The organism is Cupriavidus sp. 01T418, assembly GCF_056398885.1.
This window is the reverse complement of sequence record NZ_JBFTQG010000036.1, coordinates 57,090-66,717: the sequence shown is the minus strand read 5'-3', so window position 1 is coordinate 66,717 and position 9,628 is coordinate 57,090. Positions and strand designations below refer to the sequence as shown.

Sequence of the window (9,628 nt, the reverse complement as noted above, 5' to 3'; positions counted from 1 at the left end):
CGCTTCGCTTGTGTTCGTCCTTGCGCATCTTCTCGGGAAAAAGTCGAGAATCTACGCAAGTCCGCGAAGAGTTAACAGAGGTGCCACCCTGGCTGTTGCGCGTAAACGTCAGCCCGCGCGGCAGCCGGATTTATGCAACAACGCCGTACAAGGTGGCGTTGCGCTTCGGCTTCGATGCTTGGCACCCCTATCACGTGCATGCGGTCGTATTCGCCGCGCAACCAGGCAAGCAGGCACATCAGCAGTCTGATCACGTCGAGCCGGTCCGTCTTGGCCGGCCTTGCGTGCCGCTCTACCGGGATGCTGGCCGGGTCGCAGATCATGGGCTCATAGCCGAGCTTCGACAGGGCCCGCGCCATCCAGAAGCCGTCCTGTCCTGCTTCGTACAGTACGACTGTGCGCACATCGGGCGCAAGGCCCCATGTTGACTTGACCTTCTCGATCAGCTGCACCGCCTGCTCCAAACGACATGCCGCAGAATTAGCCGATACCGTGTGGATGGCAGGCTTTTCGCGTTTGCCATCATGCAGGCCGATCTTCCAGGATCCGCTCGATAGCTCCAGTGCTACAGCCAAAAATTCGCCTGCCGGCGTAAAATGTTTGATACGGATCGGTTGCATGATGTGGTCCTCCAAAGTAAGTTAATTGGACCTTCACTTTAGGACCACTCTGCGAAGTTGCCGACCCGTCCTCATTCATAGGATCTATTTCGGCTAATAGCGACCCGATGCGCCGGCGCACCTGTCTATCTCTCTTTGTCGGCAGCGAACGCCGCAGGATACTTCCCGAGCAGCACGATCGCCAAGGCAGCCGCCACGCAGATAACACCCGAAATTTGATGGATTGGTCCGTACGACTTGAAGTGATCAAACGCAAGGCCATAGACAAAAGGACCAATGGCCGCTCCCACGGTGGCACAGCCAAACAGCGCACCATAAATCACCCCGAACGAGCGCGCACCGAAATACTTGCGCGTCAAATATGGAATGATGTCCCCCTCCGTCCCCGTGGAAATGCCGAGCAAAAGCGCTGCCAGCAGAACATAGGCTGGCTCGTGAATTGCGCCGCTCTGGAGGATGACGAACGCGGCTCCCCCCAGGATAAACGCCATGCAGCCAACGATGGGGGCAAAGACCCTGTCAAGGATGAAACCGACGCCGACTCGCGAAATGGCCAAGCCCAGGCCAACAAAAGCCGCCGTGCGAGCTGCCACATCCTTTCCCAGTCCAGTGTCGCTGGCAAAGGCCGGCAGATGGACAAATCCACCAAGGACGCTGCTTGAGACCAAAAGAACGACGACGGCAATTAGCCAGAAACGATAGTTCCTCAGCGCTTCCTTCAGCGTCATACCGCTGCGCGCATCGACCGGCACGCTCGTCACATTGCGCGCGGGCCGGCTGACTACGAGGTTTCGGAAGATGATCTGGTGTGCGACAAGGCCCAGGATCAATGCCAGCGCCGCGAAGATCTCATAGGAATGACGCAAATCGGTGACGGTACTGAGGTGATTGGCTGCAATAGGCGCTGCGTAGCCGCCAATGCCTGTGCCGATCATACCGAATCCCAAGGCCATTCCTAACCGCGCCTCGAATACGCTTGGCAGCACGGCCAGATAGCCCGCGGCAGTCGTGGCGGCTCCCGTGAGCCCGATCAAAAATCCGACAACCCCTACATAGGTACGATTAGCGGGTGCGAACGCCAGGGCCAGGAGAGAAGCGGCGAACAAGATAATGGAGTAGCCGATGACCTTGCGCCATCCGATACGGTCTGCCGCGTACCCTKCAATAGGGGCGCCAATGGCGGTCCCCAACATGGCTAGCATAGGCAACAGCGCCACGTCTGCTCTGCTCCACTGAAAGGAAACAGTCATGGCCTTGAGAAAGACCCCGACGACGCTAAAGAACATCGGCCCGAAGCCGAAGGTCAGTCCAAGCGCCACACCGAATACGATCATTACCTTGTTGGTATCACCCATATCAGCCTGGCCAATGGATGGCGAATATGTCGGTCCGTTCAGATGACTCATTATCTTGTCTCCTTAATGATTTATTGCCAGACCTGCTGGATCCAGACGTTGCCCGCCTTCAACTAGACCGCCCTTCTAGCTGAAACTCGCTTCACGCAACGAAAGGAAATTTCAAAGTGGGCGTGGCATCCCTGTTTCGGTCAGCGTCAACAGACGGTCCAACTCTTCACGGGGGAATCCCAATTCACCGAGCAGGTTTTTTGTGTCGGCGCCAGCGACGCCCACAGACTGGCACGGTGCCGCGGGTGTGCCGCTGAATCTGGGAGCGGGAGCCGGCTGGGTAATTCCGTTGATCTGAACGAAGGTACCGCGCGCTTTGTTGTGGGGGTGCTGCGCAGCCTCGGACAAGTCCAGGACCGGCGCAAAGCAGACATCTGTTCCCTCAAGCAGTTCGCACCATTGCTGACACGTTTTTTTCCGAAAAATTTCTGCAACGCGCGCCTTCAACGCCGGCCATTGATTTGAATCCCATTGGGCATCGAAGGCCGGATCGGTCAGCCCACACTTCTCGCGCAGCAACGCGTAGAACTGCGGCTCCATGGATCCGATGGAGATGTACTTTCCATCGGCGCAGGCGTAGGCGTCATAGAAATGTGCACCGCCATCACCGTTGTTCGTGCCGGCCTCGGCATTCCACAAACCCGATGAGTGCCAGCCCTGGATCAGGGCTGTCAACAAGGCCGATCCATCGGTGATCGCCGCATCCACGATCTGGCCTTTTCCAGTCGCTTGCGCATGGGAGACGGCCGCCAGTACGCCAAAGGCCAGCAACATGCCACCGCCGCCGAAGTCACCTATCAGTCCCGGCGTGGGGGTAGGGGCCAGGCCACGTCGCGCTGTGGAATGCAAGGCCCCCGTGAGCGCAATGTAGTTGATGTCGTGACCGGCCGCTTGCGCCAGCGGTCCGGTCTGCCCCCAACCGGTAACTCGGCCATAGACCAGACTCGGACGGCGTTGCAGACACAAGTCCGGTCCCAGCCCCAAAGACTCCATGACTCCAGGTCTGAAGCCCTCGATCAGGATGTCGGCACGCTCAATCAGGCGCAAAGCGATCTCGCGGGCCTCGGGTTGCTTAAGGTCCAGCGTGATCGACTCACGCCCGCGCGACAGCACATCGCTGTTGCGCGCGGTCAGAGCGGCCATGCCGTCAACCTTGCCACCACACTTGGCGGGGCGGTCAATGCGGATGACGCGGGCACCCTGGTCCGCCAGCATCATGCCCGCAAAGGGTGCTGGCCCTAGGCCAGCGAATTCAACCACCGTGAGGTGGGACAAGGGGCCGGAGCGTTCCATCACAGGGCCACCGTGCGGGCTTCCTTGCCAGCCGTCTTGTTGCTCATCAGGAAAGCCTCATTGAGGTCAATGCCGAAGCCCGGGCCCTCATTGGGGTAGCACATACCAGCCTCGAAGCGCGGAATGTTTAGCGCGATGTCGGTCCCGGGCGCGATGTTCTTGCTCTCCATCGTGCCGTGGATCATTAGCGGCCCGATCGATTCGTTAAGACCTTGAGTGGCCCATTCGTTGGCGGTCCAGAGGTGGGCAGAGGGGCTGTGCTCCAGGCCCGAACCGATCATGCAACCGCAGTGAACAGGCAATCCGGCCAGGCGCGCCAACGTCAGCCAGCGCTGCGACTTGATCAGGCCGCCAGCCTTTTGGAGCTTGATAAACAGGCCGTCAGATGCGCGGCGGTCGATGATTTCCTTCAGGTTATGCAATTCCTGGGCCGATTCGTCGGCGTAGATCGGGGTCTTGACCTGCGCGCGCAAGCGGGCCATGCCTTCAATGTCCCAGTGCGCCAGCGGCTGCTCAATCAGGTCCAGGCCAGCAGAGTCGATCTTGCGAATGATGTGCAACGCCTTTTCGTAGCTCCAGAAACCGTTGGCATCGATGGTCAGGTAGGCATCGGGGCCCACGGTGTCGCGCACGGCGTGCACCATATCGATGTCGTCCTGCAATGTGCCATAGCCGATCTTCATCTTGAACAGGGCAAAGCCGATCCTCTTGGCCTCTGCAGCCTCCGCGGCCACGTCTTCCGGCTTGCCTGCCGACAGCACCCAGCCCTGACGCGCCGCTTCGATGGTGCGCCCGCCCAGCAGTTCGTACACCGGCACGCCGAGCAGCTTGCCCTTGAGGTCGTGCAGGGCGAAATCGACGGTGGCCTTGGCCTGGTTGTTGTCGCGCACCAGCAGATCCATTTTGGCGACGATCTTCTCGATATGTCGCGGATCTTCGCCGAGCAGAATACGCGGCGCGATCACGTTGGAGATCATTGCGATGATCGATTCCTGCAGTTCACCGCGGTACCACGATGAGGTATCGCCGGAGTCCGAGAAGCCAACGGAGCCGTTATCGGTAGTGATCTTCAACACCACGCTGTCGATCGACGTGATGCGGGTGTTCGGCATGATCACCGGCTTCTTCAGCGGTGTCGATACAGGCAGGCATTCAACTTTGACGATTTTGGTCATGTCTCTACTCTATTAGATGATTTTGCGGGTCTGGAGGCGGTGCATGCACATTGGTCACAGCGGGTATGCAGGTGCTGTGTTGCGCACCGTGGTCCACCGCCACTGAGTGAATTCGTCCCAATTGGCGGGTCCACCATGCCTTGAGCCATTGCCGGACGCACCACGGCCACCCATGGGCATGGTGCCGTCGTCGTTCACAGTCTGGTCATTGACATGCGCCAGGCCCACGTTGAGCCGTTGTGCGATTGCCATGCCTCGCCCGATGTCCCGGGTATGAATGCCAGCGGAAAGTCCATATTCGCTGTCATTGGCCAGCGCAATCGCTTCGGCGTCGCTATCGAACGCGGTAATCGAAACCACCGGCCCGAAGACTTCCTCGCGGAACACCGGCATGTCAGGCGTCACGTTGGCCAGCACGGTGGCTGGATAAAACTGACCGTCGGGGGTGCCACCCGCCAGCAGCTTGGCTCCCATCCTGACCGACTCTTGCACGATGCGATCCACGCGCTGCACCTGCTGCTGCGTGATGATCGGACCCAGCGCCACTTGCTGGGTGTGCGGGTCACCCACCGGCAGAGCCTTGGCCTTTTCAGCCATGCGCTGGGTGTAGCTGTCCACCAAGCTCTTATGCACCAAATGACGGCCGGCGCTCATGCAGATCTGGCCCTGATGCAGCCAGGACGCCCAGGAACCACCGCTAACAGCAAGGTCCAGATCGGCATCATTCAGGATGATCAGCGCGTTCTTGCCACCCAGCTCCAGTGCCACTTTTTTCAGGTGCTTCCCGGCGAGCTCGCCCACACGGCGCCCCACCGCCGTAGAACCTGTGAAAGAGATCATCGTCACATCTGGATCCGTTACCAAAGCCTCGCCCGCCTGGGCGTCACCGGGCAGCATATGGAACACGCCCTTGGGAAGGCCTGCGGCATCCAGCAGCAACGCGAGCAACACCCCCCCGCTGACCGGCGTTCTCGGATCCGGTTTAAGTACCACGGCATTGCCCGTGGCCAGCGCGGGCAAGGCGGAACGGCTCGTCAGCAAGAAGGGGAAATTGAATGGCGAAATCACCCCCACGACACCGTGCGGCACACGGCGCGCGATGCTTGTGCAGCCCTCCACGCTGGGCAGAACCAGTCCGTTTGGCTGCGTCAGCATGGCGGCAGCTTCGTGGAGGTGGTGCAGCACGGAATCGATTTCGAACATTGCCTTGGGCGGGATCCCGCCAGTCTCCCGGATGATCCAGGTCGCAAATTCCGTACGGTTGGCTTCCAGCAACTCCGCCGCTTTGCGAAACACCTTGGCCCGCTCGCCATAGGGCATGCTCTCCCAGATCTTCTGGGCTTGCCTGGCCTGCACCGCACTCACACGGACATCGTCAGCAGTGGCGCGAGCCACTCGGCCGAGCGATTGGCCCGTTGCGGGTTCCTTGATGTCTATCTGCCCGCCGGACAAAGACTGCCATTCCCCTACGAACGCCTTCCCTGACCAGTCGGAACCCTTCAATAGGCAGCCCGTCATGTCGTCTCCTGTTTGGTGGTGTGGTTGGTGGCTTGCTTCGGCACCCCACTTGGCTGCCCATTCAGCCGTTCCTTGCCTGCATGTGTTTGAAGCTGGGTCGAATGTATCGCCGTTTTTTCATTTCGTCAACCAACCGGTTGGTTGACAAAGTGTTTTTCATTGACGCAGAATTGGCCGCTATCGGCAATGCCTCGCTGCCTGAACCCCATTGCTGCAACCAACGACTTTGGAGATGCTGTGACCCCAACGACCTACCGCTCGCCCTGGATGAGTGACGAACTCGACATGCTGCGCGACACCGCTCGACGGTTTTTTCAAGAAGAAGTGGCCCCTAAGGCCGACAAATTCCGCACCCAGCATCACATCGACCGCGGCGTATGGGAAAAGGCCGGGGAATTGGGTCTGCTCTGCATGAGCATTCCCGAGGAATATGGCGGCCACGGCGCCACGTTCGCCCACGAAGTGGTGGTGATGGAGGAGCAGTCACGGATCTGCGACACCACCTTTGGCTTCATCCCTGGTGCGTTAAACAGCCCCGGCTTTTTCCACGGCACGGCCTCCCACGAGCAACTGCTTAAGTGGATGCCCGACATTGCGTCGGGCAAGAAAATGCTGTGCGTGTGCATCACCGAGCCCGATGCCGGCACCGATGTCAAGGCTATGCGCACCACCGCTCGCCGCGAGGGCGACGAGTACGTGCTCAATGGCAACAAGATCTTTATCACACTGGGACAGCAAGCCGATCTGGCGCTTGTGGCCGCCCGTACGGGGGAGCCTGGCTCGGGCGCCAAGGGCATCTCGCTCTTCATGGTCGAAACGGCCAAGACACCCGGCTTCAAGGTCAGCAAGATTATGGACAAGATCGGCCAGAACGCTTTGAACACGGCAGAGATCTTCCTCGAGGATGCGCGCGTGCCAGCCGAGAACCTGATCGGCGGCGTGGAAGGCAAAGGCTTCTTCCAACTGATGGATGTGTTCACGCGCGAGCGCCTGTCCATTGGTGTTGTAGGCATCACTTGCGCTGAGCGCGCAATCGAGCTGACCATCGACCACGCCAAGAACCGCAAAATGCTGGGGCAGACGCTGTGGGATTTCCAGAACACCAAGTTCGCTCTGGCAGAGTGCGCCACCGAGGCCCGTATCGGCCGCGTGTTCATCGACAGCATCATCAAGGACTTGGTGGACGGCAAGCCGCTGCAAACCAACGACGCTCTGATGGCTAAGTGGTGGGGCTCCGAGAAGCAGTGCCAGATCATCGACCGCTGCCTGCAGTTGTTCGGTGGCTACGGCTACATATGCGAGTACCCGATCGCCCAGTTGTACATGGATGCCCGTGTGGCCCGCATCTATGGCGGCTCGAATGAGACGCTGAAGGATCTGATCGCTCGCTCGATGTGAACGTAACGCTCAACCATGCGTACTGCGGGTGCCGCCCCCCTCTGGAGACACTCGGCAAAGGAGAAGAAGTTGCACTACGGGCCGCTCTCACTCATAATATCAACCAAACGGTTGGTTGATATTATGGAGATGAGACTGTTATGACATACACTTCGACGGGTTCCCTCAAAGGGCTGCGGATCCTGGACCTGACGCACGCCCTGGCCGGCCCTTTTTGTTCGCAGGTGCTGGCCGATCACGGCGCCGATGTCATCAAGGTCGAACCGCTTGAAGGGGATTTCTTCCGCCGCATCGGGCCATTCCGCGAAGATGACACGCAGCGCCATTTCGGCGGCCTGTTCCAGTCCTGCAACCGCAATAAGCGGTCGATCGTAGTGAACCTGAAAGACCCACAGGGCCAGGCCCTGTTGCGGGAACTGGTCAAGGGCGTCGATGCGGTCGTGGAAAACTACCGCGCGGGCGTGCTGGACAAACTGAACCTCGGCTACGAGGCCTTGAAGGCGGTCAAGCCCAGCCTCGTCTACACTTCCGTGCGCGGTTTTGGCGACAAGGCCGGCGGAGAGAGCCCCTACATGCAGTGGCCCGCCTTCGATATCGTTGCGCAGGCCATGGGGGGCTGGATGGGCATCACCGGCGAGGATTCGGATCATCCTTACAAGGTCGGCGGCGGCGTGGGCGATACGGTACCGGGTCTGTTCGCTGCCTTCGGCACCATGGCGGCCCTGTGGCATGCGCGCGCGACCGGGCAAGGCCAGTATGTCGACATTGCCATGACCGACAGCATCCTGGCGATGTCGGAACTGGTGGTGTCGCAGTACAGCTACCGCGGCGTATCGCCGGTCCCCGCCGGCAATGGCATTCCAGGCCTGGCACCGTTCGGCACCATCAAGGTCAAGGACGGCGTGATCGCGATTGCCGCGCCTCATGATGCGCAATGGGCGGTGATGTGCCGGCTGATCGGCATGCCCGAACTGATTACCGACGCACGCTTCAACAGCGAAGGCGCCCGCTGGGAAAACAATACGGCCTTGCAGGAGGCGATCGAAGCCTTTACCCGCACCAAGACCAAGGAGGAGTTGCGCGCGCTATTCGGTGGCCGCGTGCCGTTCAGCCCGATCTACACGGCCCAGGATATCTTCTTGGATCCGCATTTTGCAGCACGCCAGATGCTGCCGGAAGTGGAGCAACCGGGCAGCGCGCGGCCGGTTGCCGTGCCGGGCATCCCGGTGAAGCTTTCGGCAACGCCTGGGGCTGTGCGTCACCGCGCTCCCATGCTGGGCGAGCATACGCGTGAAATTCTGGCAGAGTTCGATGTGCCGGCAGTACAAGTCAAGGCCCTGCTCGAAGCCGGTACGATCTTTGCGGCATAATCTCGCCATGCCATCCCAGACACAAGACCTCCTGCTGATCCAGTCCACGCCAGACAATGCGGCGCACGCAGATGCTGCCGCGCCCGTCGCTGCAAAACCGGTACGGAAACGAAAGCAGACCGAAGCACGCCATGACGACAAGCGCACGGCCATCCTGAGGACAGCCGCACAGCTGTTCGCGGCGAACGGCTACGAGTCCACCTCCCTGGACAAGATCGCAGAGGTACTGGGCATGCACAAAGCTACCCTGTATCACTACGTGGATAACAAGGAGAGCATTCTCTACCTGTGCCTGATCAAGTCGTTTGGCGACCTGGACGCGGTCATGAAGCAGATGGAGGACCGGACGATACCGGCCCTGGACCGCCTGCGCATGTTTGCCCGCAGCCTGGCACTGGCCCAGAACAACGATTACGGCCGTTGCCTCGTCCTGGTTGGCTCGCGTCCGCTTGACATGGCCCCAGGCGGGGAGATTCGTAAATTCCAGAGACGGCTTGACGCCACCGTGCGCGCGCTGGTGGTCGAAGGCATCGCGGATGGCTCCGTCAAACCCTGCCATCCCGGCCTGGTATCGGCCATGCTGTTCGGCTCGTTGAACTGGGTGCCACGCTGGTTTGAGAGCAGTGGGAGGCTGACGCTTGAGCAAGTGGTCGACGCCTTCGTCGATATGCTCACATCGGGCATTGCCACATCCCATACAGCTTGAATGGCACGCAGACGGCAGCGGGCTGCGTCGCGCACCCCGCTTGCCAGTCCCACACTGGCTCCCCATAGAAGACGTTGAACCAGGCCCCAGGCACTCGAGCAGCTTGCCCCTGAGCTCGCGCAGTGGGAAGTCCACCAGTGAC

General features: G+C 60.2%; 8 protein-coding genes. 3 read left to right on the top strand and 5 right to left on the bottom strand.

Annotated elements, in window-relative coordinates; all coding sequences use genetic code 11:
• Window positions 1-71: 71 nt before the first annotated feature.
• From AC1DQ3_RS26895 to AC1DQ3_RS26875, 5 genes are all read right to left on the bottom strand, one after another.
• A complete protein-coding gene (locus tag AC1DQ3_RS26895) occupies window positions 72-620 on the bottom strand; it encodes a hypothetical protein (protein WP_477123199.1) in 549 nt (182 codons plus the stop codon).
• 125 nt (window positions 621-745) lie between these two features.
• The gene (locus tag AC1DQ3_RS26890; protein WP_477123198.1) at window positions 746-2,026 is read right to left on the bottom strand and encodes an MFS transporter; all 1,281 of its coding nucleotides are present in this window, start codon (window positions 2,024-2,026) and stop codon (window positions 746-748) included.
• A 111-nt stretch (window positions 2,027-2,137) separates the two neighbouring features.
• Window positions 2,138-3,319 carry a CaiB/BaiF CoA transferase family protein gene (locus AC1DQ3_RS26885; RefSeq protein ID WP_477123197.1) on the bottom strand — a complete coding sequence of 394 codons (1,182 nt, stop codon included), beginning with the start codon at window positions 3,317-3,319 and terminating at the stop codon, window positions 2,138-2,140.
• Entirely contained in the window at window positions 3,319-4,494 is a 1,176-nt protein-coding gene (locus AC1DQ3_RS26880; RefSeq protein ID WP_477123196.1) for a mandelate racemase/muconate lactonizing enzyme family protein, read from the bottom strand. The genes AC1DQ3_RS26885 and AC1DQ3_RS26880 overlap by 1 nt, the downstream gene beginning before the upstream one ends.
• Window positions 4,495-4,548: 54 nt before the next feature.
• A complete protein-coding gene (locus AC1DQ3_RS26875; protein ID WP_477123195.1) occupies window positions 4,549-6,012 on the bottom strand; it encodes a benzaldehyde dehydrogenase in 1,464 nt (487 codons plus the stop codon).
• A 237-nt stretch (window positions 6,013-6,249) separates the two neighbouring features.
• Between AC1DQ3_RS26875 and AC1DQ3_RS26870 the strand changes: the two genes are divergently transcribed.
• The 3 genes from AC1DQ3_RS26870 (at window position 6,250) to AC1DQ3_RS26860 (ending at window position 9,486) form a co-directional block, all read left to right on the top strand.
• Window positions 6,250-7,410, top strand: a complete 1,161-nt coding sequence (locus tag AC1DQ3_RS26870; RefSeq protein ID WP_477123194.1) for an acyl-CoA dehydrogenase family protein — start codon at window positions 6,250-6,252, stop codon at window positions 7,408-7,410.
• Between the two features lie 140 nt (window positions 7,411-7,550).
• Complete coding sequence (locus AC1DQ3_RS26865) at window positions 7,551-8,780, top strand: CaiB/BaiF CoA transferase family protein (RefSeq protein WP_477123193.1); 1,230 nt, start codon at window positions 7,551-7,553, stop codon at window positions 8,778-8,780.
• A gap of 7 nt (window positions 8,781-8,787) precedes the next feature.
• The gene (locus tag AC1DQ3_RS26860) at window positions 8,788-9,486 is read left to right on the top strand and encodes a TetR/AcrR family transcriptional regulator (protein WP_477123192.1); all 699 of its coding nucleotides are present in this window, start codon (window positions 8,788-8,790) and stop codon (window positions 9,484-9,486) included.
• The last annotated feature ends 142 nt before the right edge of the window (window positions 9,487-9,628 follow it).

What these genes read in the sequence shown, in the direction of transcription:
- AC1DQ3_RS26860 (WP_477123192.1), top strand. Translation starts at nt 8,788, where the DNA reads ATGCCATCCCAGACACAAGACCTCCTGCTGATCCAGTCCACGCCAGAC.
- AC1DQ3_RS26885 (WP_477123197.1), bottom strand. Translation starts at nt 3,319, where the DNA reads ATGGAACGCTCCGGCCCCTTGTCCCACCTCACGGTGGTTGAATTCGCT.
- AC1DQ3_RS26875 (WP_477123195.1), bottom strand. Translation starts at nt 6,012, where the DNA reads ATGACGGGCTGCCTATTGAAGGGTTCCGACTGGTCAGGGAAGGCGTTC.
- AC1DQ3_RS26895 (WP_477123199.1), bottom strand. Translation starts at nt 620, where the DNA reads ATGCAACCGATCCGTATCAAACATTTTACGCCGGCAGGCGAATTTTTG.
- AC1DQ3_RS26865 (WP_477123193.1), top strand. Translation starts at nt 7,551, where the DNA reads ATGACATACACTTCGACGGGTTCCCTCAAAGGGCTGCGGATCCTGGAC.
- AC1DQ3_RS26880 (WP_477123196.1), bottom strand. Translation starts at nt 4,494, where the DNA reads ATGACCAAAATCGTCAAAGTTGAATGCCTGCCTGTATCGACACCGCTG.